Source organism: Pseudomonas sp. PSKL.D1 (assembly GCF_028898945.1).
GTDB lineage: Bacteria > Pseudomonadota > Gammaproteobacteria > Pseudomonadales > Pseudomonadaceae > Aquipseudomonas.
In genome coordinates this window covers 5,323,344-5,343,533 of record NZ_CP118607.1, presented here as the reverse complement: position 1 = coordinate 5,343,533, position 20,190 = coordinate 5,323,344, and the positions used below count along the sequence as shown (strand labels likewise).

13 protein-coding genes, 4 tRNA genes and 3 rRNA genes are annotated in these 20,190 nt (G+C 55.1%); 19 read left to right on the top strand and 1 reads right to left on the bottom strand.

The genetic code is table 11. From position 1 onward, the window contains the following. Positions 1-3: 3 nt before the first annotated feature. On the bottom strand, positions 4-1,422 hold the full coding sequence (locus tag PVV54_RS24025) for a peptidoglycan DD-metalloendopeptidase family protein (RefSeq protein ID WP_274907577.1): 1,419 nt from the start codon (positions 1,420-1,422) through the stop codon (positions 4-6). A gap of 215 nt (positions 1,423-1,637) precedes the next feature. Here PVV54_RS24025 and tyrS point away from each other — a divergent pair, with 215 nt between their 5' ends. From tyrS to rpoB, 19 genes are all read left to right on the top strand, one after another. Further along, positions 1,638-2,837, top strand: a complete 1,200-nt coding sequence (gene tyrS / locus PVV54_RS24020) for a tyrosine--tRNA ligase (RefSeq protein WP_274907576.1) — start codon at positions 1,638-1,640, stop codon at positions 2,835-2,837. A gap of 552 nt (positions 2,838-3,389) precedes the next feature. Continuing rightward, positions 3,390-4,926: ribosomal RNA gene (locus PVV54_RS24015) — 16S ribosomal RNA — on the top strand. A 319-nt stretch (positions 4,927-5,245) separates the two neighbouring features. Continuing rightward, positions 5,246-8,137 (top strand): 23S ribosomal RNA (locus PVV54_RS24010). 147 nt (positions 8,138-8,284) lie between these two features. Next, positions 8,285-8,400: ribosomal RNA gene (gene rrf / locus PVV54_RS24005) — 5S ribosomal RNA — on the top strand. The 16S, 23S and 5S rRNA genes sit together here, the layout of an rRNA operon. A 156-nt stretch (positions 8,401-8,556) precedes the next feature. Beyond that, positions 8,557-9,516 (top strand): bifunctional biotin--[acetyl-CoA-carboxylase] ligase/biotin operon repressor BirA, encoded by a 960-nt coding sequence (gene birA / locus PVV54_RS24000; RefSeq protein WP_274907575.1) that lies wholly within the window; start codon positions 8,557-8,559, stop codon positions 9,514-9,516. Next, positions 9,506-10,255 (top strand): pantothenate kinase, encoded by a 750-nt coding sequence (locus tag PVV54_RS23995; RefSeq protein ID WP_274907574.1) that lies wholly within the window; start codon positions 9,506-9,508, stop codon positions 10,253-10,255. The genes birA and PVV54_RS23995 overlap by 11 nt, the downstream gene beginning before the upstream one ends. Positions 10,256-10,262: 7 nt before the next feature. Further along, positions 10,263-10,688: a hypothetical protein gene (locus PVV54_RS23990; RefSeq protein ID WP_274907573.1), complete on the top strand. Its 426-nt coding sequence runs from the start codon at positions 10,263-10,265 to the stop codon at positions 10,686-10,688. A gap of 152 nt (positions 10,689-10,840) precedes the next feature. Next, positions 10,841-10,924: transfer RNA gene (locus PVV54_RS23985), tRNA-Tyr, on the top strand. A 24-nt stretch (positions 10,925-10,948) separates the two neighbouring features. Beyond that, a tRNA-Gly gene (locus PVV54_RS23980) sits at positions 10,949-11,022 on the top strand. Between the two features lie 29 nt (positions 11,023-11,051). Beyond that, positions 11,052-11,127: transfer RNA gene (locus tag PVV54_RS23975), tRNA-Thr, on the top strand. Positions 11,128-11,206: 79 nt separating this feature from the next. Then, positions 11,207-12,400, top strand: coding sequence for an elongation factor Tu (gene tuf, locus PVV54_RS23970; RefSeq protein ID WP_010951775.1), 1,194 nt, complete (start codon positions 11,207-11,209; stop codon positions 12,398-12,400). 54 nt (positions 12,401-12,454) lie between these two features. Continuing rightward, positions 12,455-12,530 (top strand) — tRNA-Trp (locus PVV54_RS23965). A gap of 44 nt (positions 12,531-12,574) precedes the next feature. Then, positions 12,575-12,943, top strand: a complete 369-nt coding sequence (secE, locus tag PVV54_RS23960; protein WP_008089117.1) for a preprotein translocase subunit SecE — start codon at positions 12,575-12,577, stop codon at positions 12,941-12,943. A 9-nt stretch (positions 12,944-12,952) separates the two neighbouring features. Then, entirely contained in the window at positions 12,953-13,486 is a 534-nt protein-coding gene (nusG, locus tag PVV54_RS23955; RefSeq protein WP_003255501.1) for a transcription termination/antitermination protein NusG, read from the top strand. A gap of 119 nt (positions 13,487-13,605) precedes the next feature. Then, positions 13,606-14,037, top strand: a complete 432-nt coding sequence (gene rplK / locus PVV54_RS23950) for a 50S ribosomal protein L11 (RefSeq protein ID WP_003255500.1) — start codon at positions 13,606-13,608, stop codon at positions 14,035-14,037. After that, complete coding sequence (gene rplA / locus PVV54_RS23945) at positions 14,037-14,732, top strand: 50S ribosomal protein L1 (protein ID WP_009681244.1); 696 nt, start codon at positions 14,037-14,039, stop codon at positions 14,730-14,732. The genes rplK and rplA overlap by 1 nt, the downstream gene beginning before the upstream one ends. Positions 14,733-14,929: 197 nt before the next feature. After that, positions 14,930-15,430, top strand: coding sequence for a 50S ribosomal protein L10 (gene rplJ, locus PVV54_RS23940; protein WP_009681245.1), 501 nt, complete (start codon positions 14,930-14,932; stop codon positions 15,428-15,430). Between the two features lie 78 nt (positions 15,431-15,508). Continuing rightward, positions 15,509-15,874, top strand: a complete 366-nt coding sequence (rplL, locus tag PVV54_RS23935; protein ID WP_003255496.1) for a 50S ribosomal protein L7/L12 — start codon at positions 15,509-15,511, stop codon at positions 15,872-15,874. A 219-nt stretch (positions 15,875-16,093) separates the two neighbouring features. Continuing rightward, positions 16,094-20,167 carry a DNA-directed RNA polymerase subunit beta gene (rpoB, locus tag PVV54_RS23930; RefSeq protein ID WP_274907572.1) on the top strand — a complete coding sequence of 1,358 codons (4,074 nt, stop codon included), beginning with the start codon at positions 16,094-16,096 and terminating at the stop codon, positions 20,165-20,167. The last annotated feature ends 23 nt before the right edge of the window (positions 20,168-20,190 follow it).

Genomic DNA, 20,190 nt, shown 5'->3' with positions numbered 1-20,190 from the left:
GGATCAGCGCTTGTTTGCAGCGAGCTGCGTAGCCTTTTCCTGATCCATGCGTGCGATCAGTGGTTGGCTCTGCTGCAGGAAGCGCTGGCGCTCGGCTTTGGCGATCGGGTCTGCCATTGGTACCTTCTGGCTCAGCGGGTCGACGTGTACACCATTTACCTGGAACTCATAGTGCAGATGCGGGCCAGTGGACAGGCCGGTGGTGCCGATGTAACCAATGATTTGCCCCTGCTTTACGCTGCTGCCGGTCTTGATGCCTTTGGCGAAGCCTTGCATGTGGCCGTAAAGCGTCTTGTAGCTGTTGCCGTGGGCAATGATGACGGTATTGCCGTAGCCGCCACGTCGGCCGGCCAGTTCAATGCGGCCGTCGCCTGCTGCTTTGATAGGCGTACCGCGCGGGGCTGCGTAGTCGACACCCTTGTGCGCCCGGATCTTGTTCAGAATCGGGTGTTTACGGCCGGCGGAGAAGCGCGAGCTGATGCGCGCAAAGTCAACCGGGGTGCGGATGAATGCCTTGCGCAGGCTATTGCCGTCAGCGGTGTAGTAGCTAGTGTTGCCCTGCTTGTTGGTGTAGCGCACGGCGGTGTAGGTTTTGCCGCGGTTGGTGAAGCGGGCGGACAGAATGTTGCCGGTGCCGACGACTTTGCCGTCCATGACCTTCTGCTCGAAGACCACGTCAAATTCGTCGCCTTGGCGGATGTCCTGAGCGAAGTCGATGTCGTAGCCCAGCACTCGCGCCATGTCCATGGTCAGGCTGTGCGACAGCCCTGCACGTTGGGCGGATGCTGACAGGGAACTTTTGATCACGCCGTGAGCATAGGCGGTGCGCACTACAGGCTTGCTGATTTCGCGGTCAAAGGTGTAGCCCTTTTCAGTTTTGTTCAGGCGAATGGTTTCGAGGTTGCTGACTTTGCTGTGCAGGCTGGCCAGTTGGCCATCCTTGTCCAGTTCGAACTGCAACACCTGGCCATGTTTGAGCTGGCTGAACTGCTTGGCTTGCTTGTTGCTCGCCAGAACGTCATGAACCACGTTGGCTGGCAGGCCTACCTTGGCGAACAGTGTCGACAAGGTATCGCCACGCGCTACGGTTACCTCGCGGTGGCCAGGCTCCTTGGCTTCAGGTTTTGCCTCGGTGGAGGGTGCATCTTGGGTCGCCTGTTCCGTTTTGGGTTCGGCGCCTTCGATCTGTGCGAACGGTGAACCTTGATCGGTGCCGGTCTGTACCAAGGGAGCGGCGTTGGTTTCGTCCTTCAACTGCTCGGCTGGGCTTTCAAGCTCGAGGCTGAGGGTGGTTTTCTTGGCTTCGACTTCGCTGGAGGGGAATACCAGCAGGGCCAGGCTGAGCAGCGCGGCAATGCCGCTGGCGGCCAACAGATGGCTTTTCGGATAAAGCGGTGGCGCTTTAGGCGTTTCGTTGGTCATAAGCGTGGTGACTTTGAAGAAAAGTGAATATGGAAAAGATGAATGACATGATGAAGATGAAATAACTGTATAAAATATAACCAAATCCATTTTCACGCAAGGGCGCGTAGACGCCGCAGGGTTGCGGTCAGGTCACATTCCATTGCAAAACTTGTATTTGATGGCCGATCTTGTATGGTTGGCTCCCTTTGAATCTGAGCCTTGCGGGTCTGTCTATGAAGTCGGTTGAAGAGCAGCTGGCGCTTATCAAGCGCGGTGCGGAAGAGGTGTTGGTCGAGTCGGAACTGGTCGAGAAGCTCAAGCGCGGCCAGCCTCTGCGTATCAAGGCAGGCTTCGACCCGACTGCGCCCGACCTGCACCTGGGGCACACGGTACTGATTAACAAGCTGCGCCAGTTCCAAGAGCTGGGGCATCAGGTCATCTTCCTGATCGGTGACTTCACCGGCATGATCGGTGACCCGAGCGGCAAGAGCGCTACGCGCCCCCCGCTCACCCGCGAGCAGGTGCTGGACAATGCCGAAACCTACAAGCAGCAGGTTTTCAAGATTCTTGACCCGGCAAAGACCGAAGTCGCGTTCAACTCCACCTGGATGGATACGCTGACACCTGCCGACTTCATCCGCCTGGCTTCGCAGTACACCGTGGCGCGCATGTTGGAGCGTGATGACTTCGACAAGCGTTACACCTCCAACCAGCCGATTGCTATCCATGAGTTCCTGTACCCGCTGGTGCAAGGCTATGACTCGGTGGCGCTGAAGGCTGACGTTGAGCTGGGTGGTACCGATCAGAAGTTCAATCTGCTGATGGGGCGTGAGCTGCAGCGTGCTTATGGGCAGGAAGCGCAGAACATCGTAACCATGCCATTGCTCGAAGGGCTTGATGGCGTGAAGAAAATGTCCAAGTCCCTGGGTAACTATGTTGGTATCCAGGAAGCGCCAGGTGTGATGTATAGCAAGCTGGTTTCGATCCCGGACACCCTGATGTGGCGTTACTTCGAGCTGCTGAGCTTCCGTTCGATGGAAGAGATCGATCAGTTCCGCGTTGATGTTGAGCAGGGTGCGAACCCTCGGGATATCAAGATCAAGCTGGCGGAAGAGATTGTGGCTCGCTTCCATGGTGAAGAGGCCGCGGCCAACGCCCATCGTGCGGCTGGTAATCGCATGAAAGATGGCGAGTTGCCAGAGGACTTGCCGGAGATTGAGGTAGTTGCGGCTGAGAGCTTGCCGATTGCTGCTGTGCTTAACCGCGCAGGGCTGGTGAAAAACTCGGCTCAAGCCAAGGATTTGCTCAGTGGTGGTGCAGTGAAGGTTGATGGCGAGGTGGTTAGTCGCGACTTCATGTTTGCATTGGGGGCGACGCACGTGTGCCAGGCGGGTAAGAAGTCATTTGGCCGGGTTACGCTCAAGCCTGAGTGATTGAACGGCGTTGTAGCTATATAGAAGCGGGGGAGGCCGGCAGGCCTCCCCCGCTTTGTTTTTGAGGGAATGTTTCACTTTGTTGAAATTAACGGTTGACGTGGTTTCGAATCTCCTTATAATGCGCCCCACTTCCAGCGTAGCCGGAACGAAAAACTCCTTGTTAATCAACAGGTTGAGCGATTCGGTCGAAAGTGGAGGGTTGTAAAGAGGTGGTTGACAGCGTTTTCGAATGCTGTATGATTCGCCTCCCGCTACGAGAGATCGCAGCGAGTCAAGTGTTTGAAGCTAAACGAGTTTCTCGCAAAAAACTTCAAAATAAACGCTTGACAGGCAATGAGGAAAGCGTAGAATGCGCGCCTCGGTTGAGACGAAATGCTCTTAACCAAACGCTCTTTAACAAATTGAATCAAGCAATTCGTGTGGGTGCTTGTGAGTACGGACTGATAGTCAATAAGATTATCAGCATCACAAGTGGCCATGCGAGAAATCACATAGTCATTTGAGATTGCTGAGCCAAGTTTAGGGTTTCTTAAAAACCCAAGCAGTATTGAACTGAAGAGTTTGATCATGGCTCAGATTGAACGCTGGCGGCAGGCCTAACACATGCAAGTCGAGCGGATGACGGGAGCTTGCTCCTTGATTCAGCGGCGGACGGGTGAGTAATGCCTAGGAATCTGCCTGGTAGTGGGGGACAACGTTTCGAAAGGAACGCTAATACCGCATACGTCCTACGGGAGAAAGCAGGGGACCTTCGGGCCTTGCGCTATCAGATGAGCCTAGGTCGGATTAGCTAGTTGGTGGGGTAATGGCTCACCAAGGCGACGATCCGTAACTGGTCTGAGAGGATGATCAGTCACACTGGAACTGAGACACGGTCCAGACTCCTACGGGAGGCAGCAGTGGGGAATATTGGACAATGGGCGAAAGCCTGATCCAGCCATGCCGCGTGTGTGAAGAAGGTCTTCGGATTGTAAAGCACTTTAAGTTGGGAGGAAGGGCAGTAAGTTAATACCTTGCTGTTTTGACGTTACCGACAGAATAAGCACCGGCTAACTCTGTGCCAGCAGCCGCGGTAATACAGAGGGTGCAAGCGTTAATCGGAATTACTGGGCGTAAAGCGCGCGTAGGTGGTTTGTTAAGTTGGATGTGAAAGCCCCGGGCTCAACCTGGGAACTGCATCCAAAACTGGCAAGCTAGAGTACGGTAGAGGGTGGTGGAATTTCCTGTGTAGCGGTGAAATGCGTAGATATAGGAAGGAACACCAGTGGCGAAGGCGACCACCTGGACTGATACTGACACTGAGGTGCGAAAGCGTGGGGAGCAAACAGGATTAGATACCCTGGTAGTCCACGCCGTAAACGATGTCAACTAGCCGTTGGAATCCTTGAGATTTTAGTGGCGCAGCTAACGCATTAAGTTGACCGCCTGGGGAGTACGGCCGCAAGGTTAAAACTCAAATGAATTGACGGGGGCCCGCACAAGCGGTGGAGCATGTGGTTTAATTCGAAGCAACGCGAAGAACCTTACCAGGCCTTGACATGCAGAGAACTTTCCAGAGATGGATTGGTGCCTTCGGGAACTCTGACACAGGTGCTGCATGGCTGTCGTCAGCTCGTGTCGTGAGATGTTGGGTTAAGTCCCGTAACGAGCGCAACCCTTGTCCTTAGTTACCAGCACGTAATGGTGGGCACTCTAAGGAGACTGCCGGTGACAAACCGGAGGAAGGTGGGGATGACGTCAAGTCATCATGGCCCTTACGGCCTGGGCTACACACGTGCTACAATGGTCGGTACAGAGGGTTGCCAAGCCGCGAGGTGGAGCTAATCTCACAAAACCGATCGTAGTCCGGATCGCAGTCTGCAACTCGACTGCGTGAAGTCGGAATCGCTAGTAATCGCGAATCAGAATGTCGCGGTGAATACGTTCCCGGGCCTTGTACACACCGCCCGTCACACCATGGGAGTGGGTTGCACCAGAAGTAGCTAGTCTAACCTTCGGGAGGACGGTTACCACGGTGTGATTCATGACTGGGGTGAAGTCGTAACAAGGTAGCCGTAGGGGAACCTGCGGCTGGATCACCTCCTTAATCGACGACATCAGCCTGCTGATGAGCTCCCACACGAATTGCTTGATTCAGATGTAAAGGCGACTTAGGCCCTGCGTGGGTCTAATGATGTTCCTGGTCAGAACTCAGAAATGAACATTCAGTTTGAATGTTGATTTCTGACTTTTGTCAGATCGTTCTTTAAAAATTCGGATATGTGATAGATATAGACTGAACACCAGTTTCACTGCTGGTGGATCAGGCTAAGGTAAAATTTGTGAGTTCTGCTCAGTAATGAGCGAAATGCGAATTTTCGGCGAATGTCGTCTTCACAGTATAACCAGATTGCTTGGGGTTATATGGTCAAGTGAAGAAGCGCATACGGTGGATGCCTTGGCAGTCAGAGGCGATGAAAGACGTGGTAGCCTGCGAAAAGCTTTGGGGAGTCGGCAAACAGACTGTGATCCAGAGATCTCTGAATGGGGGAACCCAGCCAGCATAAGCTGGTTATCTTGTACTGAATACATAGGTGCAAGAGGCGAACCAGGGGAACTGAAACATCTAAGTACCCTGAGGAAAAGAAATCAACCGAGATTCCCTTAGTAGTGGCGAGCGAACGGGGACCAGCCCTTAAGCTGGTTTGAGATTAGTGGAACGCTCTGGAAAGTGCGGCCATAGTGGGTGATAGCCCCGTACACGAAAATCTCTTGCCAGTGAAATCGAGTAGGACGGAGCACGAGAAACTTTGTCTGAACATGGGGGGACCATCCTCCAAGGCTAAATACTACTGACTGACCGATAGTGAACCAGTACCGTGAGGGAAAGGCGAAAAGAACCCCGGAGAGGGGAGTGAAATAGAACCTGAAACCGTATGCGTACAAGCAGTGGGAGCCTACTTTGTTAGGTGACTGCGTACCTTTTGTATAATGGGTCAGCGACTTATATTCAGTGGCGAGCTTAACCGAATAGGGGAGGCGTAGCGAAAGCGAGTCTTAATAGGGCGTTTAGTCGCTGGGTATAGACCCGAAACCGGGCGATCTATCCATGGGCAGGTTGAAGGTTAGGTAACACTGACTGGAGGACCGAACCGACTACCGTTGAAAAGTTAGCGGATGACCTGTGGATCGGAGTGAAAGGCTAATCAAGCTCGGAGATAGCTGGTTCTCCTCGAAAGCTATTTAGGTAGCGCCTCATGTATCACTGTAGGGGGTAGAGCACTGTTTCGGCTAGGGGGTCATCCCGACTTACCAAACCGATGCAAACTCCGAATACCTACAAGTGCCGAGCATGGGAGACACACGGCGGGTGCTAACGTCCGTCGTGAAAAGGGAAACAACCCAGACCGTCAGCTAAGGTCCCAAAGTCATGGTTAAGTGGGAAACGATGTGGGAAGGCTTAGACAGCTAGGAGGTTGGCTTAGAAGCAGCCACCCTTTAAAGAAAGCGTAATAGCTCACTAGTCGAGTCGGCCTGCGCGGAAGATGTAACGGGGCTCAAACCATGCACCGAAGCTACGGGTATCACCTCTGGTGATGCGGTAGAGGAGCGTTCTGTAAGCCTGTGAAGGTGAGTTGAGAAGCTTGCTGGAGGTATCAGAAGTGCGAATGCTGACATGAGTAACGACAATGCGAGTGAAAAACTCGCACGCCGAAAGACCAAGGTTTCCTGCGCAACGTTAATCGACGCAGGGTTAGTCGGTCCCTAAGGCGAGGCTGAAAAGCGTAGTCGATGGAAAACAGGTTAATATTCCTGTACTTCCAGTTATTGCGATGGAGGGACGGAGAAGGCTAGGCCAGCTTGGCGTTGGTTGTCCAAGTTTAAGGTGGTAGGCTGAGATCTTAGGCAAATCCGGGATCTCAAGGCCGAGAGCTGATGACGAGTTGCCTTTAGGCGACGAAGTGGTTGATGCCATGCTTCCAAGAAAAGCTCCTAAGCTTCAGATAACTGGGAACCGTACCCCAAACCGACACAGGTGGTTAGGTAGAGAATACCAAGGCGCTTGAGAGAACTCGGGTGAAGGAACTAGGCAAAATGGCACCGTAACTTCGGGAGAAGGTGCGCCGGTGAGGGTGAAGCACTTGCTGCGTAAGCCCACGCCGGTCGAAGATACCAGGCCGCTGCGACTGTTTATTAAAAACACAGCACTCTGCAAACACGAAAGTGGACGTATAGGGTGTGACGCCTGCCCGGTGCCGGAAGGTTAATTGATGGGGTTAGCGCAAGCGAAGCTCTTGATCGAAGCCCCGGTAAACGGCGGCCGTAACTATAACGGTCCTAAGGTAGCGAAATTCCTTGTCGGGTAAGTTCCGACCTGCACGAATGGCGTAACGATGGCGGCGCTGTCTCCACCCGAGACTCAGTGAAATTGAAATCGCTGTGAAGATGCAGTGTATCCGCGGCTAGACGGAAAGACCCCGTGAACCTTTACTATAGCTTTGCACTGGACTTTGAATTTGCTTGTGTAGGATAGGTGGGAGGCTTTGAAGTGGGGACGCCAGTTCTCATGGAGCCATCCTTGAAATACCACCCTGGCAACTTTGAGGTTCTAACTCAGGTCCGTTATCCGGATCGAGGACAGTGTATGGTGGGTAGTTTGACTGGGGCGGTCTCCTCCCAAAGAGTAACGGAGGAGTACGAAGGTGCGCTCAGACCGGTCGGAAATCGGTCGTAGAGTATAAAGGCAAAAGCGCGCTTGACTGCGAGACAAACACGTCGAGCAGGTACGAAAGTAGGTCTTAGTGATCCGGTGGTTCTGTATGGAAGGGCCATCGCTCAACGGATAAAAGGTACTCCGGGGATAACAGGCTGATACCGCCCAAGAGTTCATATCGACGGCGGTGTTTGGCACCTCGATGTCGGCTCATCACATCCTGGGGCTGAAGCCGGTCCCAAGGGTATGGCTGTTCGCCATTTAAAGTGGTACGCGAGCTGGGTTTAGAACGTCGTGAGACAGTTCGGTCCCTATCTGCCGTGGACGTTTGAGATTTGAGAGGGGCTGCTCCTAGTACGAGAGGACCGGAGTGGACGAACCTCTGGTGTTCCGGTTGTCACGCCAGTGGCATTGCCGGGTAGCTATGTTCGGAAGAGATAACCGCTGAAAGCATCTAAGCGGGAAACTTGCCTCAAGATGAGATCTCACTGGGATCTTGAATCCCCTAAAGGGCCGTCGAAGACTACGACGTTGATAGGTTGGGTGTGTAAGCGCTGTGAGGCGTTGAGCTAACCAATACTAATTGCCCGTGAGGCTTGACCATATAACACCCAAGCAATTTGCGCAGGCCTCTGAACAAGAAGCGCCAAATTGTGGTGGTGAAGACGAAAGACCCGAAAGTTCGCAACATCACAAATCGCATATCCGAATTCGCTAGGCTGTCCAGCTGGACATTCTGGCAACAGAATTTCTTGACGACCATAGAGCATTGGAACCACCTGATCCCATCCCGAACTCAGTAGTGAAACGATGCATCGCCGATGGTAGTGTGGGGTTTCCCCATGTGAGAGTAGGTCATCGTCAAGATTCATTTCGCAAAACCCCTATCTGCGCGAGCAGGTAGGGGTTTTGTCTTTTCGGGTTGAAGCGATCCTCGATAACGGCGATCAGTGCTCGCCCTTTTCCTATGCAAGCCCACTACCCATAGCTATCATGCCAGCCTAATTCCAAGTCGAGACTGGCATGCTGAAGTTGTTGAATCTCCTCAGGGATGGCCGGTTCCACTCCGGAGAAGCCTTGGGGGCAGCCCTCGGGGTAAGTCGCAGCGCTGTTTGGAAGCAGCTGCAACACCTGGAAAGCGAACTGAACCTCACTATTCATAAGGTGCGTGGACGCGGCTATCAGTTGGCCGCGCCTTTGACCCTGCTGGACGCCCAGATGATTGCCGAATTGGCGGAGGGTGAGCAGTGGCCAGTTTTCATTCATGAAGTCATTGGCTCGACCAATGCCGAAGGCCTCAGGCTTGCCGGCGAAGGTCAAGCGGCTCCATTTTTGGTGCTGGCTGAGCGTCAGAATGCCGGGCGTGGTCGCAGAGGCCGAGCATGGGTCAGTCCCTTCGCTGAAAACCTGTATTACAGCTTGGTTTTGCGTGTCGACGGAGGAATGCGTCAGCTAGAGGGTTTGAGCCTGGTAGTGGGTTTGGCCGTGATGCGCACCCTCCAGGCTTTTGGCATCAAGGACGTTGGGCTGAAGTGGCCAAATGATGTGTTGGTTGGAGGTCAGAAGATCACTGGCATTCTCCTTGAGTTGGTGGGAGATCCGGCAGATGTCTGCCACGTCGTGCTCGGCATTGGCATCAATGTGAATATGCAGTCGAATACGCAGGTCGATCAGCAATGGACCTCGATGTGTCGTGAGCTAGGGGCATTAATAGATCGCAACCGTTTGGTGGCCAAGCTTAATAGCCAGCTTCAGCATGAACTTGAGCGCCATCGCCGCTACGGCTTTGCTGCATTCCAGGAAGAGTGGGAACTGGCGCATGCTTGGCAGGGGCGGAACGTATCGCTAATCGCTGGCACTACTCAAGTTGATGGTGTGGTACTTGGGGTGGACGGGCAGGGCGGTTTGCGCCTTCAGGTTGATGGTATGGAAAAGAGCTTCAGTGGTGGTGAGCTCAGTTTGAGGTTGCGTGATGATACTTGAGCTCGATTGCGGAAATAGCTTCATCAAGTGGCGTGTGATTCATGCTGCTGACGCGACCATCGTGGGTGGTGGCATTGTTGACACCGATAAAGCGCTGCTGGAAGACGTCAGTGCTCTCGTGTCTCTGCGGCTTTCGGGCTGCCGTATGGTCAGTGTGCGCAGTGAGGAGGAGACGGCTGCACTCTGTGCGTTGATTGCTCAGGCTTTTACCATTGACGCAAAAGTGGCAGCCCCTGCTCAGCAAATGGCAGGCGTGCGCAATGGCTATGCTGATTTCCAGCGTCTGGGCATGGATCGCTGGTTAGCGACACTTGGCGCGTTTCACCTGGCGAGGGGCGCTTGTCTGGTGATTGATCTCGGGACTGCAGCCAAGGCAGATTTCGTTGCGGCCAATGGCGAGCATCTGGGTGGCTATATCTGTCCTGGTATGCCATTGATGCGCAGCCAGTTGCGCACCCATACCAGAAGGATTCGATACGACGATGCATCTGCCGAGCGCGCTTTGAGCAGCTTGGCACCGGGGCGGTCGACCGTAGAGGCCGTCGAGCGTGGCTGTGTGCTCATGCTGCAAGGCTTTGTCCATGCTCAGCTTGCGCAGGCAGAGGCGCTCTTGGGGGCTGACTTTACCGTATTTTTAACCGGTGGCGATGCGCCGTTGGTGCGTGGGGCGGCGCCACACGCGCGTGTCGTGCCTGATTTGGTTTTTGTGGGCTTGGCAATGGCTTGCCCATTGGGCTGAGGTGCTTATGCGCTGGTTGTTTCTACTGCTGTTGGTACTCAACGCCTTCTATTACGTATGGCACCAACAGCAAGCTCCACTCAAGGCCAAGGATGTTGCCCCGCTTTCTTTATACAAAGGAAATCAGCAAGAAATTCGGTTGTTGCGTGAAACGGGCGCCTCTAACGTGCCGCGCCGCCGAGATGAGTGTCTGATCGTCGGTGGATTGCCTGGGCGCGAGCAGCTTGACGCGCTGCGCCAGCGTCTATTGAGCCTGGATATTTCGGCAGCTCCGGTCGTGGGGCAGGTGCCTGGGGCGGATGGGCTATGGGTGAAGATTGCCCCGGAAAGCGAGCGTTTGCTGGATCAAACGGTTCTAGCGACACTTTCCAACGATTTCAAAGACTTAAAACATAAAATTATTTTCTGCCAGGGTATTGCAACTGGCGAATAGCTTGATAGAATGGCGCCCGCTTCACAGGGAACACCGCTAAGGCGGTAGATCTGGAGGCAGTGTCAAAGTAGCTAAGTTTCAGATTTGATTGAGAAAATTTGAAAAAAAGCTTGACACTAGGGCGGCAGGCAAATAGAATGCCGGCCACATCTGGAGGGATTCCCGAGCGGCCAAAGGGGACGGACTGTAAATCCGTTGCGAGAGCTTCGAAGGTTCGAATCCTTCTCCCTCCACCAGTTTTAGCGAGAGCCGCAAGCTCCGCGGGTATAGTTTAGTGGTAGAACCTCAGCCTTCCAAGCTGATGATGCGGGTTCGATTCCCGCTACCCGCTCCAAGTTTGCTGGATTTTGCAGAAAGTGTTTCGCTCTTGTAGCTCAGTTGGTAGAGCACACCCTTGGTAAGGGTGAGGTCAGCGGTTCAAGTCCGCTCAAGAGCTCCATATAAACAAGGCAGATATGAAAATATCTGCCTTTGTTTTATCAGCGCTTTGACTATTTCTTCTGCGGAGGATTGTATCGATGGCTAAGGAAAAGTTTGATCGTTCCCTTCCCCACGTTAACGTCGGCACTATCGGCCACGTTGACCACGGTAAGACCACTCTGACCGCAGCTCTGACTCGCGTCTGCTCCGAAGTTTTCGGTTCGGCAGTCGTTGAGTTCGACAAGATCGACTCGGCTCCGGAAGAAAAAGCGCGCGGTATCACCATCAACACCGCTCACGTCGAGTACAACTCGAACATTCGTCACTACGCTCACGTTGACTGCCCAGGTCACGCTGACTACGTGAAGAACATGATCACCGGTGCTGCCCAGATGGACGGCGCGATCCTGGTTTGCTCGGCCGCCGATGGTCCGATGCCACAAACCCGTGAGCACATCCTGCTGTCCCGTCAGGTTGGCGTTCCGTACATCGTGGTCTTCCTGAACAAGGCTGACCTGGTAGACGACGCTGAGCTGCTGGAACTGGTCGAGATGGAAGTTCGCGACCTGCTGTCCACCTACGACTTCCCAGGCGACGACACCCCGATCATCATCGGTTCGGCTCGTATGGCGCTGGAAGGCAAAGACGACAACGAAATGGGTACTACCGCTGTTAAGAAGCTGGTAGAAACTCTGGATGCCTACATCCCTGAGCCAGTTCGTGCTATCGACCAGCCATTCCTGATGCCGATCGAAGACGTATTCTCGATCTCGGGTCGTGGTACCGTTGTTACCGGTCGTATCGAGCGTGGTATCGTTCGCGTACAAGACCCGCTGGAAATCGTTGGTCTGCGTGACACCACCACCACCACCTGCACCGGTGTTGAGATGTTCCGCAAGCTGCTGGACGAAGGTCGTGCTGGCGAGAACTGCGGCGTTCTGCTGCGTGGTACCAAGCGTGACGACGTTGAGCGTGGTCAGGTTCTGGTCAAGCCAGGTTCGGTCAAGCCGCACACCAAGTTCACCGCAGAAGTTTACGTTCTGTCGAAAGAAGAAGGCGGTCGTCACACTCCGTTCTTCAAAGGCTACCGTCCTCAGTTCTACTTCCGTACCACTGACGTGACCGGTAACTGCGAACTGCCGGAAGGCGTTGAAATGGTAATGCCAGGTGACAACATTCAGATGACTGTTACCCTGATCAAGACCATCGCAATGGAAGACGGTCTGCGCTTCGCTATCCGTGAAGGCGGTCGTACCGTCGGCGCCGGCGTCGTAGCTAAAATTATTGAATAAGTAGTTGATTTTCCTAATCAGGCCGGTATAATGGCCGGCCTGATACAGCGTTACAGGTCAGTAGCTCAATTGGCAGAGCGACGGTCTCCAAAACCGTAGGTTGGGGGTTCGATTCCCTCCTGACCTGCCATTTCACCTCGGTGTGATGGCTTTCTTCTTACAGGATCCTCCTCGATGACCCCCAAAACTGAAGCCCAAGAATCGCGTTTTGATCTGTTCAAGTGGCTGGCTGTAGTGGCTTTGGTGGTTGTTGGTGTCGTGGGTAATCAATATTACTCCGCATCTCCAATCCTGTATCGCGTCCTTGCACTTCTCGCCCTGGCAGCTGTCGCTGGCTTTGTAGCTCTGCAGACCGCGAAGGGTAAGTCGTTCTTTGCGTTGGCGAAGGAAGCTCGTACCGAGATTCGTAAAGTCGTGTGGCCGACCCGCCAGGAAACCACCCAGACCACTCTGATTGTTGTGGCTGTCGTGTTGGTAATGGCACTGCTGTTGTGGGGTCTCGATTCCCTGCTCGGCTGGGCGGTCTCCTTGATCGTAGGCTAAAGGTGTCCCGTGGCTAAGCGTTGGTATGTTGTTCATGCTTACTCGGGTTACGAGAAGCATGTAATGCGCTCCCTGATCGAGCGTGTAAAGCTGGCTGGCATGGAAGACGGGTTTGGCGAGATTCTCGTTCCGACCGAAGAAGTCGTCGAAATGCGCAACGGTCAGAAGCGTAAGAGTGAGCGTAAATTCTTCCCTGGCTATGTTCTGGTCCAGATGGAGATGAACGAAGGGACTTGGCACTTGGTCAAGGATACCCCTCGTGTGATGGGCTTTATTGGTGGTACCGCAGACAAGCCTGCGCCGATTACCGATAAAGAGGCTGAAGCAATCCTGCGTCGCGTAGCTGACGGTAGTGATAAGCCGAAGCCGAAGACGCTGTTCGAGCCGGGTGAAGTGGTTCGAGTCATTGATGGTCCGTTCGCTGACTTCAATGGCAGTGTTGAAGAGGTTAACTACGAAAAGAGTCGCCTCCAGGTGGCGGTGCTCATTTTCGGTCGCTCTACTCCGGTGGAGCTCGAGTTCAGCCAGGTCGAAAAGGTCTAGGCGGACAAAGCATCCCATACCCCGCAGCCCTGTGTGCTGCGGGGTTTTGTCGTCACTGGGATAAAACGCAAGTCATACGGGGAGCCATCTGGCGTTCGTACCCGATTTTGGAGTAGCTCATGGCTAAGAAGATTCAGGCTTACATCAAGCTGCAAGTTAAGGCCGGCCAGGCCAACCCAAGCCCACCCGTTGGTCCAGCACTGGGTCAACATGGTGTGAACATCATGGAGTTCTGCAAGGCCTTCAACGCCCGTACTCAGGGTCAAGAAGCCGGTCTGCCGACTCCTGTAATCATCACTGTATACAGCGACCGTAGCTTCACCTTCGAGACCAAGAGCACCCCTGCCTCGGTTCTGCTGAAGAAAGCTGCTGGCCTGACCAGTGGTTCGGCTCGCCCGAACACCGTTAAAGTCGGTACCGTTACCCGTGCTCAGCTGGAAGATATCGCCAAGGCAAAACAGGCTGATCTGACCGCCGCTGACCTGGACGCAGCTGTACGCACCATCGCTGGCTCTGCCCGCAGCATGGGCCTGAACGTGGAGGGTGTGTAATGGCTAAGCTGACCAAGCGCCAAAAGGCTATCGCCGAGAAAATCGAAGCAGGCAAGGCCTACAACTTCGAAGAAGCTGCAACCCTGCTGGCTTCGCTGCCTGCCGCCAAGTTCGTCGAGTCGTACGACATCGCCGTCAACCTGGGCGTTGACCCACGTAAATCCGACCAGGTCGTTCGTAGCGCTACCGTGCTGCCACACGGCACTGGCAAGACTGTACGTGTTGCTGTCTTCACCCAGGGTCCAGCTGCTGAAGCCGCTCTGGCTGCCGGCGCTGACCGCGTAGGTATGGACGATCTGGCTGCCGAAATGAAAGGCGGCGACCTGAACTATGACGTCGTCATCGCATCGCCAGATGCCATGCGCGTTGTAGGTCAGCTGGGTCAGGTTCTGGGTCCTCGCGGCCTGATGCCTAACCCGAAAGTTGGTACTGTGACTCCAGACGTAGCCACTGCCGTGAAAAACGCCAAGGCTGGTCAGGTTCGCTACCGTACCGACAAAAACGGTATCATCCACACCTCCGTTGGCAAAGTCGGCTTTGAAGCTGGCAAGCTGAAGGAAAACGTTGAAGCCCTGATCGCTGACCTGAAGCGTATCAAGCCGGCTTCTTCGAAAGGTATCTACGTCAAGCGCGTTACCCTGAGCACCACCATGGGCCCAGGTCTGGTCATCGATCAGAGCTCGCTGAACGTGTAAGAACATGGTGGCGCGACCTGTCGCGCCACCAGCAGAAATTGGGGTCCCTGCCTGGCGGGGGCTATCCAAGACCGTAGGCGGCGCAAGCCTTAAAACACCAGCCCACGCAGATGGTGCTCCCGATTCGTTACCGAATCAGACACCAAAACGACATCAGGCTCCGGCCAGATGAAACGGTAAAAACCAGGAGTAAACCCGTGGCAATTAAACTCGAAGACAAGAAGGCCATCGTCGCTGAAGTCAACGAGGCTGCCAAAGTCGCTCTGTCCGCTGTCGTGGCTGATGCCCGTGGTGTGACTGTAGGCGCAATGACCGGACTCCGTAAAGAGGCCCGCGAAGCTGGCGTATACGTACGTGTTGTGCGTAACACCCTGCTCAAGCGCGCTGTTGAAGGCACCGAATTCTCGATCCTCAACGACGCGTTCAAAGGCCCGACCCTCATCGCTTTCTCCAACGAACACCCGGGCGCTGCTGCTCGTCTGTTCAAAGAGTTCGCCAAGGGTCAGGACAAGTTCGAGATCAAGGCAGCTGCGTTTGACGGCAATTTCATTGCAGCGAACCAGATCGACGTGTTGGCTACCCTGCCGACCCGCGACGAAGCTATTGCGAAACTGATGAGCGTGATCCAAGGCGCTACCAGCAAGCTGGCTCGTACTCTGGCAGCCATTCGCGACCAGAAAGAAGCTACCGCAGCCTAAGGCAAGCGGAACTCTTTCAAAATCATACGTTTAATTTGATGGCTGCGTAGGCTGTCACCCCAATACAGGATTTAAGTCATGTCTCTGACTAACGAACAAATCATCGAAGCAATCGGCCAGAAAACCGTTCTGGAAGTTGTTGAGCTGATCAAAGCTATGGAAGAAACCTTCGGCGTTACCGCTGCTGTTGCCGCTGCTGGCCCAGCTGCTGCTGCTGCCGTAGTTGAAGAGCAGACCGAGTTCAACGTTGTTCTGGTTGAAGCTGGCGACAAGAAAGTGAACGTGATCAAAGCCGTTCGCGAACTGACCGGTCTGGGCCTGAAAGAAGCCAAAGAGAAAGTCGACGGCGCTCCTCAGGTTGTAGCTGAAGGCGTTTCGAAAGAAGCCGCTGAAGACGCTAAGAAGAAGCTGGAAGAAGCAGGCGCTAAAGTCGAGCTGAAGTAATCTCGACCTTGCGACTCCAGCCGGAGCGTTGAGCGAAGGCTGACGGCTGGTGGCTTATGCCACCGGCCTTTTTCCGTTATTGGCGGCCGGTCATTCCGGCCCCGATAACAAGCTGCAAGACACCCATGTGGGTGGCGCAAACCAAGGGGTTTGCACGATTTTCTGGCTGCTCCCGCCGGGAGAAGCCAAACAAGCAGGTGACCAAGCTGGGGAACGCTGATGGCTTACTCATACACTGAGAAAAAACGTATCCGCAAGGACTTTAGCAAGTTGCCGGACGTCATGGATGTGCCATACCTTCTGGCCATCCAGCTGGATTCGTATCGCGAATTCCTGCAAGCGGGAGCATCCAAGGATCAGTTCCGTGACGTCGGCCTGCACGCGGCCTTCAAGTCGGTATTCCCGATCATCAGCTACTCCGGCAATGCTGCCCTGGAGTATGTAGGCTACCGCCTGGGCGATCCCGCCTTCGATGTGAAGGAATGTGTCCTGCGTGGCGTGACCTTCGCGGTCCCACTGCGGGTCAAGGTGCGCCTGATCATCTTCGACAAGGAATCGTCGAACAAAGCGATCAAGGACATCAAAGAGCAAGAAGTCTACATGGGTGAAATCCCCCTGATGACTGAAAACGGTACCTTCGTTATCAACGGTACTGAACGAGTAATCGTTTCCCAGCTGCACCGTTCGCCTGGTGTGTTCTTCGACCACGACCGTGGCAAGACTCACAGCTCCGGCAAGCTGCTGTACTCCGCTCGTATCATCCCTTACCGCGGTTCGTGGCTGGACTTCGAGTTCGACCCGAAAGACTGCGTGTTTGTGCGCATCGACCGTCGCCGTAAACTGCCGGCCTCGGTGCTGCTGCGCGCGCTGGGCTACAGCACTGAAGAAGTGCTCAACACCTTCTACACCACCAACGTCTTCCACATTTCCGGCGAGAAGCTCAGCCTGGAACTGGTGCCTCAACGTCTGCGTGGCGAAGTTGCGGTCATGGACATCCATGATGGCAGCGGCAAGGTCATTGTCGAGCAGGGTCGCCGCATCACTGCGCGTCACATCAACCAGCTCGAGAAGGCTGGTGTCAACCAGCTGGACGTTCCGATGGAGTATGTCCTGGGTCGCACCACTGCCAAGGCCATCGTGCACCCGGCAACCGGTGAGATCCTGGCTGAGTGCAATACCGAGCTGACCACCGAGCTGCTGATCAAGATCGCCAAAGCTCAGGTTGTTCGCATCGAGACCTTGTACACCAACGATATCGACTGCGGTCCGTTCATCTCGGATACCTTGAAGATCGACACCACCAGCAACCAACTGGAAGCGCTGGTCGAGATCTACCGCATGATGCGTCCAGGTGAGCCGCCAACCAAGGATGCTGCCGAAACTCTGTTCAACAACCTGTTCTTCAGCGCCGAGCGTTACGACCTGTCCGCCGTTGGCCGCATGAAGTTCAACCGTCGTATCGGTCGCACCGAGATCGAAGGTTCGGGCGTGCTGAGCAAGGAAGATATCGTCGAGGTTCTGAAGACCCTGGTCGACATCCGTAACGGCAAAGGCATCGTCGACGACATCGACCACCTGGGTAACCGTCGCGTCCGTTGTGTCGGCGAAATGGCCGAGAACCAGTTCCGCGTGGGCCTGGTGCGTGTAGAGCGCGCGGTCAAAGAGCGTTTGTCGATGGCTGAAAGCGAAGGCCTGATGCCGCAGGATCTGATCAACGCCAAGCCAGTCGCGGCGGCGGTGAAAGAGTTCTTCGGCTCCAGCCAGCTCTCGCAGTTCATGGACCAGAACAACCCGCTTTCCGAGATCACCCACAAGCGCCGTGTTTCTGCACTCGGCCCAGGTGGTTTGACCCGTGAGCGCGCCGGCTTCGAAGTCCGTGACGTACACCCGACCCACTACGGTCGTGTTTGCCCGATCGAGACCCCTGAAGGTCCGAACATCGGTCTGATCAACTCCCTGGCGGCCTATGCCCGCACCAACCAGTACGGCTTCCTGGAAAGCCCTTACCGTGTGGTGAAAGAGGGTGTTGTCAGCGATGACATCGTGTTCCTGTCGGCTATCGAAGAAGCTGATCACGTGATCGCCCAGGCTTCGGCCGCGATGAACGAGAAGAAGCAACTGATCGATGAGCTGGTAGCGGTCCGTCACCTCAACGAGTTCACCGTCAAGGCGCCGGAAGACGTCACCCTGATGGACGTGTCGCCGAAGCAGGTTGTTTCGGTTGCTGCCTCGCTGATTCCGTTCCTTGAGCACGACGACGCCAACCGTGCATTGATGGGTTCGAACATGCAGCGTCAGGCTGTACCGACCCTGCGCGCTGACAAGCCTCTGGTTGGTACCGGCATGGAGCGCAACGTTGCCCGTGACTCCGGTGTCTGCGTGGTTGCTCGTCGCGGTGGTGTGATCGATTCGGTCGACGCCAGCCGAATTGTTGTTCGCGTTGCGGACGACGAAGTCGAGACCGGCGAAGCAGGTGTGGATATCTACAACCTGACCAAGTACACCCGCTCCAACCAGAACACCTGCATCAACCAGCGTCCGCTGGTCAGCAAAGGTGACAAGGTTGCGCGTGGTGACATCATGGCTGACGGCCCGTCCACCGACATGGGTGAACTGGCACTGGGTCAGAACATGCGCATCGCGTTCATGGCGTGGAACGGCTTCAACTTCGAAGACTCCATCTGCCTGTCCGAGCGTGTGGTTCAGGAGGACCGCTTCACCACTATCCACATTCAGGAACTGACCTGTGTGGCGCGTGACACCAAGCTTGGCCCAGAGGAAATCACCGCGGACATTCCGAACGTGGGTGAGGCTGCGCTGAACAAGCTGGACGAAGCCGGTATTGTCTACGTTGGTGCCGAAGTAGGTGCTGGTGACATCCTGGTCGGCAAAGTTACGCCAAAAGGCGAAACTCAGCTGACGCCGGAAGAAAAACTGCTGCGTGCAATCTTCGGTGAGAAGGCCAGCGACGTTAAAGACACTTCCCTGCGTGTGCCGACTGGCACCAAGGGCACTGTCATTGACGTTCAGGTCTTCACCCGTGATGGCGTGGAGCGCGACAGCCGCGCCCTGGCCATCGAGAAGATGCAGCTGGACGAAATCCGCAAGGACCTGAACGAAGAGTTCCGCATCGTTGAAGGTGCAACCTTCGAGCGTCTGCGCGCGGCCCTTAACGGCCAAGTGGTTGATGGCGGCGCGGGCCTGAAAAAAGGCACCGTGATCACTGATGAAGTGCTGGATGGTCTGGAGCACGGTCAGTGGTTCAAACTGCGCATGGCCGAAGATGCACTGAACGAGCAGCTGGAAAAGGCTCAGCAGTACATCGTCGACCGCCGTCGCCTGTTGGACGACAAGTTCGAAGACAAGAAGCGCAAGCTGCAGCAGGGCGATGACCTGGCACCGGGCGTACTGAAGATCGTTAAGGTTTACCTGGCAATCCGCCGTCGCATCCAGCCGGGTGACAAGATGGCCGGTCGTCACGGTAACAAGGGTGTTGTCTCGGTGATCATGCCGGTCGAAGACATGCCCCATGACGCCAACGGTACTCCTGTCGACGTCGTACTGAACCCGCTGGGCGTACCTTCGCGTATGAACGTTGGTCAGATTCTCGAAACCCACCTGGGCCTCGCCGCCAAAGGTCTGGGCGAGAAGATCGACCGTATGATCGAAGAGCAGCGTAAAGCCGCTGAACTGCGTACCTTCCTCACCGAGATCTACAACGAGATCGGTGGTCGTCAGGAGAACCTGGAAGAGTTCACTGACGAAGAGATCATCGCTCTGGCGAACAACCTGAAGAAAGGTGTGCCGATGGCTACTCCGGTCTTCGATGGTGCCAAGGAGCGTGAGATCAAGGCCATGCTGAAGCTGGCAGATCTGCCAGAAAGCGGCCAGATGGTGCTGTTTGACGGCCGTACCGGCAACAAGTTCGAGCGTCCTGTGACCGTAGGTTACATGTACATGCTCAAGCTGAACCACTTGGTGGACGACAAGATGCACGCGCGTTCCACTGGTTCCTACAGCCTGGTTACCCAGCAGCCGCTGGGTGGTAAGGCGCAGTTCGGTGGTCAGCGTTTCGGGGAGATGGAAGTGTGGGCGCTGGAAGCATACGGCGCGGCATACACCCTGCAAGAAATGCTCACAGTGAAGTCGGACGACGTGAACGGCCGTACCAAGATGTACAAGAACATCGTGGATGGCGATCACCGTATGGAGCCGGGCATGCCCGAGTCCTTCAACGTGTTGATCAAAGAGATCCGTTCGCTCGGTATCGATATCGATCTGGAAACCGAATAACACGTGACGCGAAGGGGAGTGGG